General features: G+C 53.9%; 21 protein-coding genes. 2 read left to right on the forward strand and 19 right to left on the reverse strand.

Annotation, left to right across the window (positions count from 1 at the left end):
* Nucleotides 1–107: 107 nt before the first annotated feature.
* From QWV57_RS13675 to zapA, 16 genes are all read right to left on the reverse strand, one after another.
* Nucleotides 108–1,100: an aliphatic sulfonate ABC transporter substrate-binding protein gene (locus QWV57_RS13675; RefSeq protein ID WP_020755573.1), complete on the reverse strand. Its 993-nt coding sequence runs from the start codon at nt 1,098–1,100 to the stop codon at nt 108–110.
* Nucleotides 1,101–1,883, reverse strand: a complete 783-nt coding sequence (locus tag QWV57_RS13680; protein ID WP_015375553.1) for an ATP-binding cassette domain-containing protein — start codon at nt 1,881–1,883, stop codon at nt 1,101–1,103.
* Nucleotides 1,884–1,960: 77 nt separating this feature from the next.
* The gene (gene ssuC, locus QWV57_RS13685; RefSeq protein WP_020755574.1) at nt 1,961–2,767 is read right to left on the reverse strand and encodes an aliphatic sulfonate ABC transporter permease SsuC; all 807 of its coding nucleotides are present in this window, start codon (nt 2,765–2,767) and stop codon (nt 1,961–1,963) included.
* A gap of 137 nt (nt 2,768–2,904) precedes the next feature.
* Nucleotides 2,905–3,906, reverse strand: coding sequence for a sulfonate ABC transporter substrate-binding protein (locus QWV57_RS13690; protein ID WP_015375555.1), 1,002 nt, complete (start codon nt 3,904–3,906; stop codon nt 2,905–2,907).
* 237 nt (nt 3,907–4,143) lie between these two features.
* Entirely contained in the window at nt 4,144–4,458 is a 315-nt protein-coding gene (trxA, locus tag QWV57_RS13695; protein WP_015375556.1) for a thioredoxin, read from the reverse strand.
* Nucleotides 4,459–4,609: 151 nt separating this feature from the next.
* Nucleotides 4,610–5,587: an electron transfer flavoprotein subunit alpha/FixB family protein gene (locus QWV57_RS13700; RefSeq protein WP_015375557.1), complete on the reverse strand. Its 978-nt coding sequence runs from the start codon at nt 5,585–5,587 to the stop codon at nt 4,610–4,612.
* A 65-nt stretch (nt 5,588–5,652) separates the two neighbouring features.
* Nucleotides 5,653–6,429, reverse strand: coding sequence for an electron transfer flavoprotein subunit beta/FixA family protein (locus QWV57_RS13705; protein ID WP_013144555.1), 777 nt, complete (start codon nt 6,427–6,429; stop codon nt 5,653–5,655).
* 65 nt (nt 6,430–6,494) lie between these two features.
* Entirely contained in the window at nt 6,495–7,268 is a 774-nt protein-coding gene (locus QWV57_RS13710; protein WP_020755578.1) for an enoyl-CoA hydratase, read from the reverse strand.
* 25 nt (nt 7,269–7,293) lie between these two features.
* Nucleotides 7,294–7,881: a fatty acid metabolism transcriptional regulator FadR gene (fadR, locus tag QWV57_RS13715; protein WP_011232163.1), complete on the reverse strand. Its 588-nt coding sequence runs from the start codon at nt 7,879–7,881 to the stop codon at nt 7,294–7,296.
* Between the two features lie 59 nt (nt 7,882–7,940).
* Nucleotides 7,941–9,641 (reverse strand): long-chain-fatty-acid--CoA ligase, encoded by a 1,701-nt coding sequence (locus QWV57_RS13720; protein WP_301099959.1) that lies wholly within the window; start codon nt 9,639–9,641, stop codon nt 7,941–7,943.
* Between the two features lie 83 nt (nt 9,642–9,724).
* Nucleotides 9,725–9,889, reverse strand: a complete 165-nt coding sequence (locus tag QWV57_RS13725; RefSeq protein WP_162833771.1) for a hypothetical protein — start codon at nt 9,887–9,889, stop codon at nt 9,725–9,727.
* A gap of 13 nt (nt 9,890–9,902) precedes the next feature.
* A complete protein-coding gene (locus tag QWV57_RS13730; RefSeq protein WP_015375560.1) occupies nt 9,903–10,310 on the reverse strand; it encodes a DUF350 domain-containing protein in 408 nt (135 codons plus the stop codon).
* Nucleotides 10,311–10,324: 14 nt separating this feature from the next.
* Nucleotides 10,325–12,679, reverse strand: a complete 2,355-nt coding sequence (locus tag QWV57_RS13735; protein ID WP_356948120.1) for an endonuclease MutS2 — start codon at nt 12,677–12,679, stop codon at nt 10,325–10,327.
* 20 nt (nt 12,680–12,699) lie between these two features.
* Nucleotides 12,700–14,424 (reverse strand): DNA polymerase/3'-5' exonuclease PolX, encoded by a 1,725-nt coding sequence (gene polX, locus QWV57_RS13740; RefSeq protein WP_015375562.1) that lies wholly within the window; start codon nt 14,422–14,424, stop codon nt 12,700–12,702.
* A 42-nt stretch (nt 14,425–14,466) separates the two neighbouring features.
* Complete coding sequence (locus QWV57_RS13745; protein ID WP_015375563.1) at nt 14,467–15,006, reverse strand: CvpA family protein; 540 nt, start codon at nt 15,004–15,006, stop codon at nt 14,467–14,469.
* Complete coding sequence (gene zapA, locus QWV57_RS13750) at nt 14,999–15,274, reverse strand: cell division protein ZapA (protein ID WP_015375564.1); 276 nt, start codon at nt 15,272–15,274, stop codon at nt 14,999–15,001. Before zapA ends, QWV57_RS13745 begins: the two co-directional genes overlap by 8 nt.
* A 111-nt stretch (nt 15,275–15,385) precedes the next feature.
* Here zapA and rnhC point away from each other — a divergent pair, with 111 nt between their 5' ends.
* Nucleotides 15,386–16,315 (forward strand): ribonuclease HIII, encoded by a 930-nt coding sequence (gene rnhC, locus QWV57_RS13755; protein WP_119877892.1) that lies wholly within the window; start codon nt 15,386–15,388, stop codon nt 16,313–16,315.
* A 205-nt stretch (nt 16,316–16,520) separates the two neighbouring features.
* Here rnhC and QWV57_RS13760 read toward each other — a convergent pair whose 3' ends face one another.
* The 3 genes from QWV57_RS13760 to QWV57_RS13770 form a co-directional block, all read right to left on the reverse strand.
* Nucleotides 16,521–17,501, reverse strand: a complete 981-nt coding sequence (locus QWV57_RS13760) for an aldo/keto reductase (protein WP_081132345.1) — start codon at nt 17,499–17,501, stop codon at nt 16,521–16,523.
* Between the two features lie 179 nt (nt 17,502–17,680).
* Nucleotides 17,681–18,670, reverse strand: a complete 990-nt coding sequence (locus tag QWV57_RS13765; RefSeq protein ID WP_081132343.1) for an aldo/keto reductase — start codon at nt 18,668–18,670, stop codon at nt 17,681–17,683.
* Nucleotides 18,671–18,692: 22 nt separating this feature from the next.
* Nucleotides 18,693–19,544 carry an aldo/keto reductase gene (locus QWV57_RS13770; protein WP_081132341.1) on the reverse strand — a complete coding sequence of 284 codons (852 nt, stop codon included), beginning with the start codon at nt 19,542–19,544 and terminating at the stop codon, nt 18,693–18,695.
* Nucleotides 19,545–19,763: 219 nt separating this feature from the next.
* Between QWV57_RS13770 and QWV57_RS13775 the strand changes: the two genes are divergently transcribed.
* Nucleotides 19,764–20,678: an AraC family transcriptional regulator gene (locus tag QWV57_RS13775; RefSeq protein ID WP_081132339.1), complete on the forward strand. Its 915-nt coding sequence runs from the start codon at nt 19,764–19,766 to the stop codon at nt 20,676–20,678.
* Nucleotides 20,679–20,921 lie beyond the last annotated feature (243 nt).

Below are 20,921 nucleotides of genomic sequence, written 5' to 3' on the forward strand. Positions count from 1 at the left end.
ATCCCCTTGGAAGAGCGTTGTTCAAGGGGAATTCGGCTTTTCACAATGCCCTATCATTTTCAGTGGAACAGCTTGTATTGATGAAGTGTGAATGTTACAGGATTTCCTTATTGTCCCTTTATGACGACCACAGCGTCTTCCACTTTGACCCGTTTTGGAATCACCCCGGCCTCATAAAAACGATCCGCAATGCGTTGCTGGGCGTCGACCACCTCCTTCGTCAGCGGAAACACCCCATATTCTCTTCGGCTCAACGTCCGTTTCCAAATCTCTTCGCCAATTTTCGTTTCTTTAGCCAATAGTTTGGCGGCTTCATCGGGAGAGGAGTGGATTTCTTGATGAACTTTATTCAGTTGTGCAATGACCGTCTTCGCTACATCTGCATACTGCTTCACATACCCATTCCGTCCTACGATAAATCCATATTGTTTGGGAAGTCCTTTCGCATCCATCAAAATGCGCGCACCGCCGTTCACTTCGGCATCGGCCAAGAACGGATCCCAAATGACCCAGGCGTCCACATCACCACGCTCAAACGCAGTTCGCGCTTCAGACGGCTGCAAATACACCGGAGTAATGTCGTTAAGTGTCAATCCAGCTGTCTCTAATGCCGTCAATAGTGTATAATGGGCGCTTGATCCTTTGCCGAAAGCCACTTTTTTTCCTTTCAAATCAGCAACGGTTTGAATCGACGATGTTTTGGGCACAATGATCGCCCGCGCAACTTCCGGTTCGTAGGCAAGATACACCAACTGTGAATCCGGGTTCGCCTGCGCCAACACCGCGGGAGCCCCGCCGACATAACCGATGTCGATTTGTCCGGCATTCAACGCTTCCAGAAGGGGGGGACCGGATTGGAATTCAAACCATTTGACTTGAACACCATGCTTTTGTAATTGTTTTTCCAAGTATCCTTTTTCTTTCAAAAATAGTGAAAACGATGATTTTTGATAGCCAATATGCAGCTCTTTCGGCCATGAATCGGCTGACGCCGAATCCTTGGACGAGGCGGGGGAGGCGCCTCGTTCTTGCCCGCAAGCCGCCAGCAGCAGGCATAAGCATGCGCTTAACACAGATAGCCAAACCAACCGTTTTTTCATCTACAACGCCCTCCTTTTCTCACCGATGGAAACTGAAGCGATCGCTCTCTCCTCCGGCTTTGTGCCTAAAATGCGACGCAAAATCGTATCCACCAAATCGGCGAACGCCGCATCGCCGCGCTGGCGCGGCCGCGGCAGACGCACAGGCACATCAAGTGTGCACACCCCGTCTTCGATGAGGATTACTCGATCCGCCAGCATCACCGCTTCATCAACATCGTGCGTAACAAGCAAAGCCGTAAACTTCTGTTCAAGCCAAAGCCGTTCAATGAGACGCTGCATGTCAATCCGAGTGAGCGCATCAAGAGCTCCAAGTGGTTCATCGAGCAACAGTAGCTGCGGATGGCTGATGAGGGCGCGGGCAAGGGCCACGCGCTGGCGCTGTCCTCCTGACAGCACGGTCGGCCAATCGTCCGCACGGTCAGCCAGCCCCACTTGCTCGAGCACCTCCAGCGCTTTCGGCTCCCATTCCCCTTTCAATCCGAGCCCGACGTTATCCATGACGCGCCGCCACGGCAGCAAGCGGGCGTCCTGAAACATGACACGTGCCTTCTCATTGAGCCCACGCAGCTCCTCCCCATCCACCAGGATCCGGCCGGACGTCGGCTCCTCCAATCCGGCGGCCAAGCGCAACAGAGTGCTTTTGCCGCATCCGCTGCGGCCAATGATGGCGACAAACTCTCCCCTCTTCACCACCAAATTGACGCGGCGCAACGCGTGTTTGTCCCCAAACTGTTTTCCCACTTGTTCCAAAATCAACTCCGCCCCTCGTCCCGGTCCCATTCATTGATCCTCCTTCCAACATTCGTTTCCAAGCCTTATGGACATTTGTTGAAGCGCCTGACATTGTTTGGCGATTTTCATATATGCTGATAATTGACGTTCCAACGAAGCCATCTTCTTTCTAGAAAACGGGCGATGCTGTCGGCCAGCTTGCCGAACAGCGCGTAAAGCAAAATGCTGAAAACAACGACATCGGTCTGCATAAACTCGCGCGCATTCATGGCCAAATATCCAATGCCGCGGTCGGCCGCGATCGTTTCCGCGACGATGAGCGTCAACCACATAATGCCAAGGGCATAGCGCAATCCAACTAAAATCGAAGGCAACGCACCAGGCAGCCAAATGCGCCAAAACAGCTGCCATGGTCCAAGCCCATAGACGCGCCCCATTTCCAGCAAGCCGGCGTCGACATTGCGGATGCCGTGCAAGGTGTTGACATACATCGGGAACAGCACGCCTAACGCGACAAGAAACACTTTCGCCTCCTCTCCAATGCCAAACCATAAGATAACGAGCGGGATCAATGCTAAATGCGGAATATTGCGAATCATTTGGATCGATGTGTCCAACAATCGCTCAGCCGGACGAAACACTCCATTGAGCAAGCCGAGAAGAAATCCGATCGATCCGCCGATGGCAAAGCCAGTCAGCGCTCTCCAAAAACTGACGGACAAATGTTTCCATAATTCTCCGTTCGAAGCAAGATTCCACGCCGCAACAATCACATCAGTCGGCGCCGGCAGCACTCGCGAAGACAGCCAACCAGCTGCTGCTGCCGCTTGCCATGCAGCGAGTAGACCGATCGGCAACGCCCACGGCACAGCCTTCCCCCCAGCCCATCCCGTCCACCTTGATAATTTCACTTCATTTCCACTCCTTTCCATCGATTCTCGTCCAAAAGTTGTCTGCCCTTTCAGCCTGTTGGATGACGCATTCGAACCTAACCACGATCATGTTGTCAAGGAGGCAGACCGGCTTTCTATCATACATTCAGCCTCTCATCACTCTTGTGCGCATTTCTTCATTTCCCCTCACGCCAAACCGCCTCTTTCACGTCTATTTTCTTTGGCAGCAGCCCTAACTGAAAAAACTGGTCGGCGATTTGCTGCTGTTGAGCCACGACTTCATCGGTGACCGGCTCAATGTTGTATGTGCGCCGTTTGGCTGCCGTCTCCAGCGCCTGTTCATCAATGCCGAGCTCCGGAGCCAAAAACGCGGCTACTCCTTTCGGATCATTGCTTGCCCAGCGATCGACCTTCTTCAGCTCTTCCAAAATGATGTTGACAACATCCGCATGCTTTTCCGCAAACGATCGAGAAGCAAAGAAAAACTCCCGGTTGGCTGCTAATCCTTGCCCGTCTGCTATGACACGCGCTTTTCCGCCTTGCTCCGCCGCGGCGTAGAACGGATCCCAAATGACCCACGCATCGACGCTTCCTTGCTCAAAAGCAGCGCGCGCGTCTGCGGGAGGCAAATAAACGGGCTGGATGTCAGAAAGTTTCAATCCTGCTTTTTCCAACGCCTGGACAAGCAAATAGTGAACGTTCGATCCTTTGTTCAACGCCACTTTTTTCCCTTTCAAGTCCGCGATCGTGCGAATTGGCGAATTTTTGGGGACTAAAATCGCTTCAGCAGCCGGATTCGGCGGCGTGGTCGCCACGTATAAAAGCGGTGTTCCAGCTGCTTGGGCAAATACAGGCGGCGCTTCACCTGTATGGCCAAAATCCAAGCTGCCCGCGTTCATCGCCTCAAGCAGTTGGGGCCCACCGGGAAACAGCGACCATTGCACCGTATACCCCAACTTTTTCAATCGTTTTTCCAAATCCCCGCGCGCTTTTAGCATATTGAGCGTGCCATATTTTTGATAGCCGATCCGAATGACCTCGCTTGCTTCCCCTTTTTGCGACGAAGCAGATCCTTTGTCTTCCTTCCCGCTATGTGCGTCGCATCCGGAGCCCATCCATAACAAAAAGACGATGGCCAGCATCCATAGTGCTTTCTTCTGTTTTAACCATTGATCCATCATTGTCCCTCCTCGTTTTCCTCATCTAATTCGCAACGGAATAAAGCGAAGCGGCATCACCTCCCAAAAATAAACTATAACTATAGAAAAACTATGAATAAAAAATGTATAATTCCTATATAACCAATATGAATTGTTGGTTATTAATATAAAGAAAATGCTTCCTGTTGTCAATCATTTTTTGAGGCCATCAAAAAAATCCAGAGGTCCCTCCCTCTGGATTTTTGGTCATCGACATTACGCATGCTTGCTCACAAACTCCACAAGCGCCTCTTTCGGCTGATAGCCGATCGCTTTGTCGACAAGTTGGCCATCTTTGAACAGAAGCAGCGTCGGGATGCTCATGACGCCGAACTTCGACGCTGTTTCTTGGTTTTCATCGACATTCACTTTGACGATTTTCACTTTGTCGCCCATTTCGCGGTCAAGCTCTTCCAGCACCGGAGCGATCATGCGGCACGGTCCGCACCATGGCGCCCAAAAGTCAACGAGCGTGAGGCCGTCTTTCGTTTCTGCGGCGAACGTTTGGTCAGTGGCGTTGACAATCGCCATATGGATTCCCTCCCATCTTCTTGAATGCTGCAAGCAAAGTATACCATGGAATGCAAGTCTGCGCGAATGTTTTGCTTCGTTTCTACTATTCGCTTTTGCCGCGGAATTTATCCGTCAAAAAACGGACGGCTGCAGCCGCCCGTGTTGTTCATTACGAATGCACTTTCAGTTTTTTGAACTCTTCGGTGAGGAGCGGAACGACTTCGAACAAATCGCCGACAATGCCGTAGTCCGCGACTTTAAAGATGTTGGCTTCCGGGTCTTTGTTAATGGCGACGATGACTTTCGAGTTGGACATCCCCGCTAAATGCTGGATGGCGCCTGAGATGCCGCAGGCGATGTAAAGGTCCGGCGTGACGACTTTTCCCGTTTGTCCGATTTGCAGCGAGTAGTCGCAATAGCCGGCATCGCACGCCCCGCGCGAAGCGCCGACCGCGCCGCCCAACACTTCGGCGAGCTCTTTGAGCGGCTTGAAGCCTTCGGCGCTTTTGACGCCGCGGCCGCCGGCGACGATCACTTTCGCCTCGGTCAAGTCGACGCCTTCCGCCGTTTTGCGGACGACTTCTTTGACAATCGCGCGCAAGTCTTTAATCTCGACGGCGAGCGCTTCCACGCTGCCTGTGCGCGACTCGTCGCGCTCAAGCGGCGCGATGTTGTTCGGACGCACGGTCGCGAAGATGATGCCATCGGTGACAATTTTCTTTTCAAACGCCTTGCCGGAGTAGATCGGACGGGTAAAGACGATGTTGCCGCCTGCCTCTTCGACGGCGATGACGTCGGAAACGAGGCCGGCGTCGAGCTTGATGGCCAATTTCGGCGACAAGTCTTTGCCGAGCGCCGTATGGCCGAAGACGATGCCTTCCGGCTGCTCTTTGTCAATCACGGCTTTTAACGCTTGCGAATAGCCATCTGATGTATAAAATTTCAAATTCGGATGTTCGATGACGACGACGCGGTCGGCACCGCGGTAAATGAGTTCGTTCGCATGCGCCTGCACTTGGTCGCCGACGAGCACCGAGACGACTTCCCCGCCTTCGGCGATCGTTTTGGCCGCTGCAATGGCTTCAAACGAAACGTTCCGCAGCGATCCATCCCGCACTTCTGCTAAGGTCAATACTTTACGTGCCATGTTTCAGTCCCCCTATCCTTTGATTCCCCGTTGTGCTTCATCCGAACGCCGACAGCGGTTTCCGCTTATACCACTTTCGCTTCGGAGCGGAGCAGCTGAACGAGTTCCTTCACTTGATCAGCGATCTCGCCTTGCAAAATTTTGCCCGCTTCGCGCTTCGGCGGCAAGAACACTTCGATCGTTTTCGTTTTTGCTTCGACATCCTCTTCATCAAGATCCAGGTCGTCAAGCTCCAACTCGTCAAGCGGCTTTTTCTTCGCCTTCATAATGCCCGGCAACGACGGATAGCGCGGTTCATTCAGCCCTTGTTGAGCGGTGACAAGGAGCGGCAGCGACGTTTCGATGATTTCCTCATCCCCCTCGACGTCGCGCACAACGGTCACTTTGCCGCCGTCGGCAATGTCGAGCTTCGTGATCGTCGTCACATACGGAATGCCGAGCAATTCCGCAACGCGCGGGCCGACTTGCCCGGAACCGCCGTCAATAGCGACGTTGCCGGCTAAAATCAAGTCCGGGTTTTTGTCTTTTAAGTATTCAGCGAGCACTTTCGCCGTCGTATATTGGTCTTGTTCTTCGACATCATCGTCAATGTTGATGAGCACCGCTTTATCGCAGCCCATGGCGAGCGCCGTGCGCAGCTCTTTTTCCGCTTCCTCGCTGCCGACGGTGACGACCGTCACTTCACCGCCGTGTTTGTCGCGGACTTGAATGGCTTCTTCAATGGCGTATTCGTCGTACGGGTTGATGATGAATTCAGCGCCTTCCTCGTTGATCTTGCCATTGACGATGGAGATTTTTTCTTCCGTGTCAAAGGTGCGTTTCATCAACACAAAAATGTTCATGTCGTTCCCCTCCTCGGTTTGGTCGAACATTGTTTCATGTTCCAACATTCAGATATTTACAGGGATCATTTCCCTTTAAAGACAGGCGGCCGTTTTTCCAAAAACGCCTGCACGCCTTCTTTTGCATCCTCGGATCCAAACACGCGGCCAAACCATTCCGCTTCCTCGCGCACTGCCTCGGCAAACGATTTTTCCTTCGCGGCGTTGAGCAGTTCAATCGTCGCACGGACGGAAAGCGGACTTTTGGCGGCGATCTTTTTCGCCAACGCTTTTGCTTCATCAAGAAGCCGCTCTTCCGGCACCGCCTTGTTGGCAAGCCCCCATTCAACCGCTTCGAGTCCGGTGATCGGCTCGCTCGTCCACATCATTTCCGCCGCTTTGCCAAAGCCGACGTAGCGCACAAGCCGCTGCGTGCCAGCAAATCCAGGGATGATGCCAAGCTGCAGCTCCGGAAGGCCGAGTTTGGCGTTTTCCGCCACCACGCGAATGTGGCAGCTCATAGCCAGCTCCAACCCACCGCCTAATGCGGCGCCGTGAATCGCCGCAATGACTGGTTTGGAAAAGCGTTCGATCCGCTCCATCACGAGTTGGCCGTTGCGCGACAAGCCGGATGCCTCCTCAGCGGAAGCGATGGACGTGAATTCTTTAATATCGGCGCCGGCTGAGAAAAATCTTCCTTCGCCATGAAGCAGCACGACGCGTACTTCCGGATCGGTCTCGAGCTCGTCCAACACGGTTGAAAACTCTTTCAAAACCGCTGATGAAAGGGCGTTCGCCGGCGGCCGCGAAAACGTCACGACGGCGACGAACTCCTCTTTCGCTATGCGAAAATGCTCCATGAAGCCTCTCCCCTTTCTGCCTTTCCTAACGCCCGGCGGCGCACCCTTTGACGAGCAGTTCGTACACCGGATCGGCGAGGGCGGCCAAGTCATACTTTTGCTCGTTCATCACCCACGTCGTCACCGTTTCATCAAGGGTGCCAAAGATCATTTGCCGAGTGAGCCGGACGTCTAAATCTTGGCGAAACTCCCCTTTTTCCATCCCCTCCATGATGATGCGGTCGATGAGCCGCAAATATCCTTTCAGCACCTCATTGATGCGATGGCGCAGCTCTTTGTTCGACTGGCGCAGCTCAAGCTGCGTCACGACCGCCATATGCGGATCAGCGGCGAGGGCGGAAAAATGAGTTTTCACCAATACATACAATTTCTCTAGGGGGCTTGAAATTCCTTCTGTCTCTTGTTCAATTTTCTCGATGAACGCCCCCATCTTTTCCTGAAAAAGCGAAATTAAAATATCCTCTTTGTTTTTAAAATAAAGGTAGATCGTGCCGTCGGCGACACCGGCCTGCTTGGCGATTTTCGACACCTGTGCTTGATGGTAGCCGTGCTCGGCGATGACGACGACGGCAGCGTCAATGATTTGCTTAAATTTCGGCTTTTCCCTCCGCAATATGGATTCTCCTTTTCTCACTTTCCATCCGCCAAATGAATGAACCATCATTCATATTTTCATTTTACGGGCAATTCTGCCGATTTGTCAAGCTTCTTTTTCTCCTCTTCCACCAACACGCGGCGCAAAATTTTGCCGACCGCCGTCTTCGGCAATTCGCTGCGGAACTCGTAGATGCGCGGCACTTTGTAAGCAGCCAGGCGCTGGCGCATAAACGCGTCAAGCTCCTGTTCGCTGCACATCTCCCCCGGCTTTAACACGACGAACGCTTTCACCGTCTCGCCGCGGTACGGATCCGGAACGCCGATCACGGCCGCTTCCTGCACTTTCGGGTGCTCGTACAGCGCTTCTTCGACTTCGCGCGGGTAAATGTTGTAACCGCCGGCGATAATGACATCTTTCTTGCGGTCGACGATATAAAAATACCCCCGCTCATCCATATAGCCGATGTCACCTGTATACAGCCAACCGTCGCGCAGCACTTGCTCGGTCTCCTCCGGACGGTTCCAATAGCCTTTCATCACTTGCGGCCCGCGCACGACGAGTTCTCCACGCTCGCCCGGCTTTGCTTCCTCACCCGTTTCCAAGGAAATGATTTTCGCGTCCGTATCCGGCCACGGAACGCCGATGCTTCCTTTCACCCGCTCCCCATCCCAAAGGAAGTTGCTGTGGGTGACAGGGGACGCCTCGGTCAACCCATAGCCTTCAATCAATTTTCCGCCCGTCACCCGTTCAAACTGCTCCTGCACCTCAACCGGCAACGGAGCGGAGCCGCTGATGCAGACGTTGATCGAGGATAAATCATATTTGGCCAAGTCGGGCTCATTCAACAAAGCGATATACATCGTCGGCGCGCCTGGGAACATCGTCGGCCGGGTGCGCTCGATTGCTTTTAATGTTTGCTTGACATCAAAGCGCGGGAGCAGCACCATTTTGCTCGCCATCATCACGGACAAATTCATCACCGTCGTCATGCCGTACACGTGGAAAAACGGAAGCACACCGAGCACCGTTTCTTTTCCTTTTTCGCATTTATACACCCAATGAGCGCACATGAGCGTATTGGCGATCAAATTGCGATGCGTCAACATGGCCGCTTTCGGATGCCCCGTCGTGCCGCCTGTATATTGCAGCAGCGCCACATCTTCCACCGGATCAATGTCCTCCCCGATCGGCGCCGTCTCTTTGCAGCTCATGATCGTGCGGAACAGATGAACAGTTTCGCTTTCCGCGATGCGGACAATCGGCATGTTTTGCTTCCGCTGCACAAGCGGATACAGCCATTTCTTCACCGTGGGCAAATAATCTTGCATTCTCGTGACAATCCAATGTTTGACTGGCGTCCTCCCTTTCACCTTTTCCGCCTTTGGATACAGAAGATCCATCGTCACGAGCACCGAGGCGCCGCTGTCGTTCAGCTGGTATTCAAGCTCATACTCGGTGTAAAGCGGATTCGTCTGCACGACGATGCCGCCGGCTAGGAGCGTCCCATAGTAGCTGATGACGGCCTGCGGGCAGTTCGGCAGCATCACCGCCACCCGATCCCCTTTTTTCAATCCGATCGTCCGCAAATAATGCGCGAACGTCAAAGCCTGCTCGTACAGCTCGCGAAACGTCATCGTTTTGCCCAAAAAGTCGATCGCCTCATGGTCTCCGAATTGTTCCGCCGTCTCCCGCAAATAGTCGGAAAGCGTTTTCTTTGGATAGTCGAGCGTAGCAGGAATGGACGGCGGATAATGAGCGAGCCACGGTTTTTCCATATGCAATCCCCCCTTGCTTCTATTTTATTTTACTTTTTCTAATTTTTCATCAAAAAAAAAGAACGCCAGGCTTGAACCGAGCGTTACCAAAACCAGTACACCAAACCAATGAAGAAAAAGCACGCGCAAATGACAAACAAGATTTTCGCCAACACATCAACCGATCGGTTGCGCACCGCCATATAGACGATGCCGGCGATCAAAAGCAGTCCGACTGCGATCAACAACCATTTGACTACTGCGTTCATTCGTTGTTCCCCTTTACTGAATCCCTTCGCCGATGACAAACGACAAACCGACGGAAATCACCATGGAAATCAAGCCGACGGCCCGGTTGTCATTGGCAATTTCGTCATCAATATTGAATTTCGGCGTCAAAAATTCGTAAATAAAGTACGCGGCCAGCAGAAGCAAAAACCCGTACAGCCCCCAGCCGATCATCGACGGCAGCGATTCATGGCGGGCGAGCGCATAGCGGAAAATGTTGGCGATGCCAAAAATCTTTCCGCCGGTTGCCATCGCCACCGCCACATTTCCTTTGCGAATCTCTTCCCAGTTTTTGTATTTCGTCACCAATTCAAATACGGCTAAAAAGACGACGATGCACAGCACGGCGACGCTGAAATTGGCCGCCGTTTTCACCATGTCGTGCTCCCAAAACGACGCCATTGCCATCGCCCCCATCATTTCAGTTCCACGATCGTCACCCCAGTGCCGCCTTCATTCGCCTCACCAAATCGGAAGCTTTTCACCGCCCGATGCTGCTTCAAAAACTGCTGTACTCCTTGGCGGAGCGCGCCCGTTCCTTTGCCGTGAATGATCGAAACACGCGCATAGCCAGCGAGCACAGCATCATCCAAGTACTTCTCAAGCCGAAGGAGAGCGTCTTCGTACCGTTCGCCGCGCAAGTCAAGCTCGAGGCTCACATGGGCGTCCTTGCCTTTCACCGTCGCAATCGGCGTCACTTCTTTCGCCGGCGCACTGCCGATATACTCCAAATCGCGTTCACGGATTTTCATTTTTAAAATGCCAAGCTGCACTTGCCATTCGTCGTCCGACACTTTTTCGATCAAGTAGCCTTTTTGGTTGAGGCTCGTCACCTTCACTTCATCACCCGGCTGGAACACATGGCGTGAAGCAGCCTTTTTCGCTTTTTTTCGCTTCTCCACTTTCGGCAGCGCAGCAGCGAGCCGCTGTTTCGCCTCGACGAGCTCATGCTCTTTCACTTCCGCCTGCTTTTCTTTTTGCAAGCGGCGCAGCTCTTGAATGATCCGCTCGGCTTCGCGTTCCGCGGCGCGGATGATGTCGGCTGCTTTTTGCGTTGCTTCCGCCAGCCGCTCCGCTTTTTCTTCTTCGAGCTCTTCCCATTTTTGTTCCCATTCGGCGCGCAGACGCTCAGCCTCCTCCAGCGCCGCCCGCGCCCGCGCTTCCTCTTCCTCCGCTTGCTTTTTGCTCCGTTCAAGCGACGCGATCATGTTTTCGACGTTATGGCTTTCCGCGCTCACTTGCGCTTTCGCCCGCTCAATGATGCGTTCATCAAGCCCAAGGCGGCGCGAGATGTCAAAGGCGTTGCTGCGGCCGGGGATGCCGATCAACAGTTTATACGTCGGGCGGAGCGTTTCGGTGTCAAACTCGACGCTCGCATTCACGACACCGGGGCGGTTGTAGCCGTACGCTTTCAACTCCGGATAATGCGTCGTCGCCACCGTCCGCGCTCCGCGCCCATGCACTTCATCCAAGATGGCGATGGCGAGCGCCGCCCCTTCCTGCGGATCGGTGCCAGCCCCAAGCTCGTCAAACAGCACAAGGCTTTCACCATCGACATGGCGCAAAATGTCAACGATATTGACCATATGGGACGAGAACGTGCTCAAGCTTTGTTCGATCGACTGCTCATCGCCGATATCGGCGAAAACGGAACGGAACACCGCCGCTTCCGATCCATCAGCCGCCGGGATGAACAGCCCCGCTTGCGCCATGAGCGTCAACAAGCCGATCGTTTTTAACGTCACCGTTTTTCCGCCGGTGTTCGGCCCGGTGATGACGATCGTCGTATAGTCGCCGCCGAGTTCAATGTCATTCGGCACCGCCTTTTCTTGATCCAGCAGCGGATGGCGTGCCTGCAAAAAACGAAGATAGCCTCGGCTATTGACCGCTGGCTTCGCGGCTTGCAACCGGCGGGCGTATTTCGCCTTGGCGAACGCAAAATCAAGCGCCGCAAGTGACTCAACCGCCCGCGCAAGCGGCTCGGCCTGCTCAGCGACTTTTGCCGAAAGTTCGCGCAAAATGCGTTCGATTTCTTGCTTTTCTTTCGCCCGCGCTTCGCGGAGCGCGTTGTTCAACTCGACGACCGCCTGCGGTTCAATAAACAGCGTCGCCCCGGACGCTGACTGGTCGTGGACGATGCCGCCGTAGGCGCCGCGATACTCTTGTTTCACCGGGATGACATATCGGTCATTGCGGATCGTAATGATGGCGTCCGACAGCCGCTTTTGCGCCGACGGCGAGCGGATGATGTTCTCGAGTTTCTCGCGGATGCGCGCTTCCACTGACCGAATTTGCCCGCGCAGCGAGCGGAGGCGGTCGCTTGCGGCATCCAACACTTCGCCATGGTCGTCGATCGAGCGGCGAATGTCATGTTCAAGCGCCGGCACCTCCACGAGCTCATCGGCATAAGTGGACAGACGGTCCAATCCCCCGTGCTCTTCATGCAGATCCATAATCAGCCGCTTCATTTGCCGGCTTGCGGCCGAGGTGGCCGCCACTTCAAGCAGCTCTTGCGGGCTGAGCGTGCCGCCGATCGCCGCCCGCTTGAGATGCGGACGGATGTCGACTACTCCGTCAAGCGGCGCATAGCCAGCAAGCCGCAAAACAGCGGCGGCTTCATCCGTTTCGTCAAGCCAGGCGGCCACCTCCTCCAAGTCAGAAGACGGTATGAGAGCGTCGATTTTTTCCAAACCGAGCGGCGAGGACGCATGCTCTGCCAACTGCTCTTTCACTTTATCGAACTCCAAGGTGTGAAGCACTTTTCGTTGCACGTATCTGACCCCCAGCTGATTCATTTCTTTCGTTTGTCGCGCAAAAACTGTTGCAGCTTTTCAAGCGGCCATGTGTTGATGACCGTTTCCTTATGGATCCAACCTTTTCTTGCCGTCGCTACGCCGATCGCCATATCCTCGAGCATGTCCAAATGGTGGGCGTCCGTGTTAATGGCAATATACGCCCCCGCTTCCTCGGCTTTTTTCACGTAGGCCGCCGACAAGTCGAGCCGGTTTGGGTTGGCGTTTAACTCAAGCACCGTGTTCGTCTCCGCCGCGAGCTCCACGAGCCGCTCGATATCGACGTCATAGCCGTCGCGCTGGCCGATCAGCCGCCCGGTCGGGTGGGCAATGACATCGACGTACGGGTGGCGAAGCGCCGCCTCCAACCGTTTCATGATCGTCTCGCGCGGCTGTTTGAACGCAGAGTGAATGGCGGCGATGACAAAATCAAGCTCCTTGAGCACGTCATCGTCGTAATCGAGCGTCCCGTCCGGCAAAATATCCATCTCAATGCCGGCCAAAATCGTAAAATCCGAATAGCGCGCGTTCAGCCGTTCGATTTCCTCGCGCTGGCGCCGCAATCGATCCGGGGTCAAGCCGTTGGCCACTTTCAAATAGTGCGAATGGTCGGTGATGGCGATATACCGGTAGCCGCGGCGGCGGCACGCCTCAGCGAGCTCCGCAAGCGAACACGACCCGTCGCTCCACGCCGAATGCATATGCAAATCGCCTTGAATGTCTTCAAGGCGCACAAGCGGCCGATCAGCGGAAAACCGCTCGATTTCCGTGCCATCTTCACGCAGCTCCGGTGGAATGTGCGGCAGCCCGAAATGGGCGTAAAACGCCGCTTCATTCGGGAACGTTTTCACTTCGCCTGTCGCTTCGTCTTCCACGCCGTATTCGCTGATTTTCTCGCCGCGCTCTTTGGCGAGTTGGCGCATGCGCACGTTATGCTCCTTCGATCCGGTGAAATGATGAAGCGCGGTCGCGAATTGCGCCTCGCTGACCAGCCGAAAGTCAACGGCCACTTCATCCTCATACTGGAAAAGAAGCGACACTTTCGTCTCCCCAGCGGCGAGCACCCCGCGGACGCGCTCAAAGCCGAGCAGCCCGTCGCGCACCGCAGCCGGACGGTCGGTAGCGATGACATAATCCAAATCTTTCACCGTTTCATTCAAGCGCCGCAAGCTGCCGGCCCGCGAGAAGCGAATCACGCCATCCAAACAAGCGAGCTGGCGTTCCATGTCCGCCGCGATCGCGAGCACCCGAGCGAGCGGCAGCCGCTCGGGGCGTTTGCCTGCCTTTTCAATGGCCGCAAGCAGCTTTTCTTCCGTTTTCGCGCCAAAACCGGCAAGCGCGCGCACTTTTCCAGCCAAGCACGCTTCTTTCAATCCGTCCATATCGACAATGCCAAGCTCCTGATGCAGCTTGGCGATTTTTTTGCCGCCAAGCCCCGGGATCTTAAGCAAGGAAAGAAGCGTTTCCGGAATATCGCGCTTTAATTCCTCGAGCACCGATGATGAACCGGTTTCGACAAACTCGGTGATGATCGCCGCTGTGCTTTTGCCGATGCCGGGAATGGCGGTGAAATCGCCAATTTCCGCGAGGCTCCGCTCATCCGTTTCCAAGGCGTTCGCCGCTTTGCGGAAGGCGTTTACCTTAAACGGATTTTCTCCTTTGATCTCCATATACAGTGCGATCGTTTCAAGCAGGCGGATGACCTCTTTTTTATGGACGCTCATCCCCGTTCCCTCCCTTTCCCGCAAAACCACGGCCGCGCTCGGTCAGACGCGGCCATGAATCCACCAGTTGCCAAGCATCTCCGACAACACCGGCGTATGTTTCACAATCACGGTCGCCATGAGCGAATGCTGCAGCTGTTCTTGGACGCTGTCAATCGGCACGAGCGCACCGATATACAAAAGCAAAAAGACAAGCAAATACACTTCCGCAAATCCGAGCGCCGCCCCGGCCAAGCGGTTGACGCTGCGCAACAGCGGCAGCTGGGCGACGAAATCGAGCATCGAGCCAACGATTTGAAGCACGATTTTCACCACAAAAAATAAAAGTGCAAAGGAAATCGCCCGATAATAGGCATCGTCTAAATGGGTGCTCTGAAACAGCAGCTTCATCGTCTCCGGATCACCGAACGTCGGATACGGAATCCAAAGGCGCAATGTCGGCACCAACCGTTCATAATACCGGTAAGCGACGTAAAAGGCAATGAAAAACCCGGCCATATGAATGAATTGGAGAATAAAGCCGCGCTTCAGCCCGATCATCGCCCCCAGCAACAGGACAAACAACAGCACGACATCAATCATCCTGTTTCCCGTCCTTTTCCTGTTTCAGCTGTTCCGCCAGCCGTTGATATTCTTCTTTTAGTTTGAGATATTCACTGGCGATGTTGACGGCCGTCAACACGGCCAGCTTCGGCACATCGAGCAGCGGATTTTTCTCACTGAATTCATGCATTTTATCGTCAACGAACGCCGCCACGAGCCGGATGTGGGCCGGGCTTTCCGCGCCGACGATCGTGTAGTCTTGTCCATAGATGCGGACGCTCACCCGCGTTTTTGGCTGTTCTGTCAAGCTTTCTCCCCCATTTCGCCAAATCCTACTGTTTATCATATCATGAACGCTGGTATAATGGAAAGAAGCGACACACAGCAACGATAGAGAAGATAAAGGAGCGATCGAACGTTGTCAAACTATGTGATTCAAGCCGACCAACAGCTGCTTGACGCCTTGCGCGCCCACTACCAAGACGCCTTATCCGACCGGCTTCCGGCTGGAGCGTTGTTTGCCGTCAAGCGCCCGGATGTCGTCATCACTGCCTACCGCTCAGGCAAAGTGCTGTTTCAAGGGAAAGCGGCGGAGCAAGAAGCAGCGAAATGGATATCAGGGGCGAGCGCCTCAAACGAAACAGCTGACCACCAGCCGTCCGCTTTGGCAGCTCATCAACTCGGGTCTCTTTCCGCCATCGGTTCCGATGAAGTCGGCACCGGCGATTATTTCGGCCCGATCGTCGTCGCCGCCGCCTACGTGGATCGGCCGCATATCGCCAAAATCGCGGCGCTTGGCGTGAAAGATTCGAAACAATTGAACGATGAGGCAATCAAACGGATCGCCCCCGCCATCATGGAAACCGTGCCGCATGCGGTCACCGTGTTGGACAATGCCGAATACAACCGCTGGCAGCGAAGCGGCATGCCGCAGACGAAAATGAAAGCGCTCCTTCACAACCGGACGCTCGTGAAACTCGTTGACGCCATCGCGCCCGCCGAACCAGAAGCAATCATCATCGACGAATTTTTAAAACGGGATTCGTATTTCCGTTACCTTTCCGATGAAGATCGCATTATCCGCGAGCGGGTGCACTGCCTTCCCAAGGCGGAAAGTGTCCACGTATCAGTCGCCGCCGCCTCGATCATCGCCCGCTATGTGTTTTTAGAGGAGATGGAGCAATTATCCCGCGCCGTCGGCCTCCTGCTTCCAAAAGGCGCCGGCGCCATTGTCGATGAAGCCGCCGCCAACATCATCCGCGCGCGGGGGGCGGAAGCGCTTGAGACATGCGCCAAGCTTCATTTCGCCAATACAAAAAAGGCGCTGGACATCGCCAAACGCCGGTAGTGGTTTCCATCACCCCCATGGGAAACGGCAGCGTTGGCTCCGTTGCACAGGTCGACCCGTAGTAACTGAACGACACCGTTTCCCATCCTTTCCATATGTTTCGTTTTACATATGAAGAAAATGTCTTTTCATCCATAAACAACCAAAAGACTGTCCCCATCCAGCCTAATGAGCCGGACTTTTTGGACAGCCTGTTCTCCCTCCGTTATCGATGCCCAACGATCGGATGCGGCACGTACGGTTCTTCTAGGTAGGCGATTTCTTCTGCTGTTAACGAGATGGATAGCGCGCCGACCGCATCTTCGAGATGGGACAGTTTCGTCGCCCCGACAATCGGTGCGGTGACCGGTTCTTTCTGCAGCAGCCAGGCAAGGGCGATTTGCGCGCGCTTCACGCCGTGTTGTTTGGCGAGCTCAGAGACCCGTTCGATGATCACTCGATCCGCCTCGGCCGTGGTGTCGTATTTTGATCGTTGAATTTGATCGGTTTCGGAACGATGCGTTGTTTCTGACGCGCCGCGCGCCAGCCTTCCTGACGCCAGCGGGCTGTACGGGATCACAGCGATGTTCTCCTCTTGGCAAAGCGGCAGCATTTCCCGCTCTTCCTCACGGTAAATGAGATTGTAATGATTTTGCATCGACACAAATTTCGTCCACCCGTGTTTTTCCGCTGTATAATTGGCCTTCAAAAACTGCCAAGCATACATCGAAGACGCGCCGATGTATCGTGCTTTTCCCGCTTTCACCACATCGTGCAACGCTTCCATCGTTTCCTCGATCGGCGTATCATAGTCCCAGCGGTGGATTTGATACAAATCGACATAATCGGTGCCCAGCCGTTTCAAACTTTTGTCAATTTCGCTCATGATGGCCTTTCGGGACAGCCCTTTCCGGTTTGGCCCTTCGTGCGCCGTGAAATACACTTTCGTGGCAATGACAATTTCATCTCGATCGGCGTAGTCCTTTAACACCCGCCCCAATATTTCCTCGCTCGTTCCGTCGGAATACACATTGGCGGTATCAAAAAAGTTGATGCCTAATTCCAGCGCCCGCTTGATGATCGGACGGCTTTTCTCTTCATCAAGCACCCATGGATGAATCCAGCGGCCGGGGACGCCAAAACTCATGCCGCCGAGGCAAAGGCGCGAAACGTCCAAACCGGTGTTGCCAAGTTTCACATATTTCATGTTGGTTCACCCTCTCTTTCCCCTTTGCTTGCTTTACACTGTGTTTGCGAAATGAACAAAACGAGCAACAATGTCTACCATCATTGGAACGAACGTCGGCTTTTGCCCTGGCAAAAAAAAGATCGCCAAATACACAACTACAATCGAGCGATCCAAAAAGCAGCCTTTATCCCCCAGCGCTATTTGCTTACCCGCTTGGCAAAGTCCGAACCAGCCGGATAACGGTCGCCGGCAATGTCGATGTTGGCGAGGGCATCGTTCAACCGCTGCAATTCCTCTGCCGTCAACACGACCTCCAACGCGCCAAGATTTTCTTCGAGGCGCTCGAATTTGCGCGTTCCCGGGATCGGCACGATCCATGGCTTTTGCGCCAACAGCCACGCCAAGGCGATTTGCGCCGGCGTCGCTTGTTTCTCGGCCGCAAACCGTTTGATGAGCTCGACCAGCCCTTGATTGGCCTCGAGGTTTTCCGGCTGGAACCGCGGCACAATGCGGCGGAAATCGGATTCGGCGAACGTTGCGTTCCGATCAATCGCTCCGGTCAGAAATCCCTTGCCAAGCGGGCTGAACGGCACAAAGCCAATGCCGAGCTCCTCAAGCGCAGGCAATAGTTCTTCTTCCGGACTTCTCCACCATAACGAGTATTCGCTTTGGACAGCCGTAAGCGGCTCTACCGCATGGGCGCGGCGGATCGTTTGCACCCCAGCTTCCGAAAGCCCCCAATGCCGAATTTTGCCTTCCTTCATCAAGTCTTGGATCACTCCGGCTACTTCCTCGATCGGCACGTCCGGGTCGACGCGGTGTTGATAGTACAGGTCAATGGCTTCCACTCTCAGACGCTTGAGCGAACCTTCCACCGAGCGGCGGATCGTCTCCGGCTTGCTGTCGAGCACTTGCTTGCCGTCTTTCAGTTGAATGCCGAATTTCGTGGCGATGACCACCTCTCCTTTGAACGGAGCGAGCGCCTCGCCGACCAATTCCTCATTCACGTATGGCCCGTACACTTCGGCCGTATCAAAAAACGTGACCCCGCGCTCCACGGCCGCATGAATGAGAGCGATCATTTCGTTTTTGTCGGCAGCCGGCCCATAGCCGTAGCTCATCCCCATGCAGCCGAGCCCGATCGCGGACACTTCTAAGCCGCTTTTGCCTAATTGACGTTTTTGCATCCTCTTCCTCCTTTATTTTCCGTTAAATCTCCAATCGGCGCTGGCAAAGCCACTTCACGATTTCGGGATCGCGATGGGAAAAGAACAAGCTTTGCTTCGTATCGAGGGCGGCGATGTTGTTCATATCCTCTTGATCGAGCTCAAAATCAAAGATTTGGAAGTTTTCCACGATGCGCTCTTTATGCACCGATTTCGGAATCGCCACAATCCCCCTTTGCGTCAGCCAGCGCAAAATGACTTGGGCGACCGATTTGTTGTGCTTGTTCGCGATTGAAACCAATACTTCATTTTGAAACATATTGTTTCGTCCTTCCGCAAAAGGCGCCCACGACTCGATTTGGACGCCATGTTGTTTCATGAACTCCGCGCTTTCCACTTGTTGGCAGAACGGATGCGTTTCAATTTGATTGACCGCCGGGGTCACGTCATGATGAAGAATCAAATCGATGAGACGGTCCATGTGGAAATTGCTCACCCCAATCGCGCGAACTTTCCCTTCGCGATACAACTCCTCCATGGCGCGCCAAGAGCCGTATACATCCCCAAATGGCTGGTGAATGAGATACAAATCGATGTAATCAAGCTGCAGCCGCTCCAACGATCTCGCAAATGCTTTTTTCGTGCTTTCATAGCCGGCATCTTGAATCCACAGTTTCGTCGTCACAAAAATGTCTTCTCTCGGAATGCCGCTCCGTTTGATCGCCCGCCCAACAGCCTCTTCATTTTGATACGACGCAGCCGTATCAATGAGCCGATAGCCGGTCATGAGCGCATCGTACACGCATTGTTCGCACAATTCCAGATCGTTGATTTGATAGACGCCGAAGCCTAAGATCGGCATGTTGACGCCGTTGTTTAACACTACCATTTGCATCGTTCTCTACCTCCTTGCTTGATTCGGTTAATCATGGCGACAATGGCAAACCGGCAGCGCACATCGCCACGAAGAACGCTACCCACAATGTCATTATGCTCTCTTTTGCACCGCAACCGGTATCACAATTCTCGCAAATCATTGCCTAATTCTCTCAACCCTCTTCCAGTTACGGAAAAGGGTTAGGTAAAATAACTGTAGTGGAAGGGGGAAAAACGGTTGAAATCGATCATTGAGCAACAACAGAAATTGGCGTCGCTCATCGAACGCCATACCGGAAAAGACGGGGTTTACGAAACAGAGATTCCATCGCTTTTTCTGTTTCGCGAATCACATCCAACAACACCGAAGCACGGCGTCCAACGCCCATCGTTTTGCTTGATCGTGCAAGGCCGAAAAGACGTATGGCTGGCGGGGGAACGGTTTACGTACAGCCCAACCCATTATCTTGTCTCTTCCGTCGACTTGCCGGTCATCTCCCAAGTGGTCGAAGCAAGCGAACAGACGCCGTATTTGGCCTTGCGCATGGAAATAGCGCTCCAGCAAGTCATCGAGCTGCTGCAGCGCACCGAAAACCATATTCGTCCGCCGAAAAAACCGAAGCGGGCGATGTTTGTCAGCGCGGTGGAACCGGATTTGCTTGATGCCGTCACGAGGCTCATTCGCTTGCTCGACGCGCCCAACGATATCCGTATTTTAGCGCCGATGTACCAAAAAGAAATTTTATACCGCGTGCTGCAAGGGCCGTATGGCGACGTCCTCAAACAATTGGCCGTCCAAAACAGCCGTACCCATCACATTCATCATGTCATCGAATATATGAAGAAACACTATCGTCAACCGATTCGCATCGAAGAGCTGGCGGAGTTGTCTCATATGAGTCCGGCATCGCTCCATCGCCATTTCAAAGAAGTCACCGGAATGAGCCCGATCCAGTTTCAAAAGCAGCTGCGCCTGCAAGAAGCGCGGCGGCTTTTGCTGACGGAGGCGATCGATGCCGCTGACGCCGCCTTTCAAGTCGGCTATGAAAGCCCGTCGCAATTCAGCCGTGAATATTCCCGACTATTCGGGCGGCCGCCGAAGGAAGATGCGAAACATTTGCGGTCTGGGTCTACGGAACGAGCGAACGCCTAAAAGCGAAGGTCGGTTCATATGCTGGTCTTTTTTTTGCGCATCGCTCTCCCGTTGCATTCGAACCGTCCGTTCTTCTCTTCCCATCGTCTTTGGCGAATGCGTCCCGCCTAACGGGATGGTCCGTGTGGAATGTTTCTCAACCGGTTGGCGTCGCCCAGCGCCTGCATGGTTCCATATGATTTCTCTCAAAAATCATCATTGATTGATTAAAATACATATGTTTATAATTTAACCAAATAATAT

Origin of the sequence: Geobacillus zalihae (genome assembly GCF_030414215.1) — a bacterium.
Classification (GTDB): domain Bacteria; phylum Bacillota; class Bacilli; order Bacillales; family Anoxybacillaceae; genus Geobacillus; species Geobacillus zalihae.